We start from the raw sequence: 240 nt of genomic DNA on the forward strand, positions 1-240 counted from the left end.
AATATCCATCGGCATGGTTTCACCTTCGGTAAAGTAACGGATCTCTTCCTGACTGATACCCGTATGCGGTATCCAGGCGATCTGCCAGTAACCGCTTTTCGGGCAGGCTTCACCGCTGCGGCACAGCAGCAGGGCGACATCATCCTTATTAAAATGGGGAGACGAAGGCAGCGGCTTACCCGTTACCGGGTTTAACTGTTTTGCTTTTGCCAGCTCTGCAATAAGCGATTCACCCGGTTT

Annotated in this window: 1 pseudogene; it reads right to left on the reverse strand. The window is 52.1% G+C overall.

Annotated elements, in window-relative coordinates:
• Nucleotides 1–240, reverse strand: a pseudogene (locus OGY07_RS01840) (SEL1-like repeat protein); the annotation flags it as partial.

Source organism: Citrobacter sp. Cs237, assembly GCF_030332325.1.
Classification (GTDB): domain Bacteria; phylum Pseudomonadota; class Gammaproteobacteria; order Enterobacterales; family Enterobacteriaceae; genus Citrobacter_A; species Citrobacter_A sedlakii.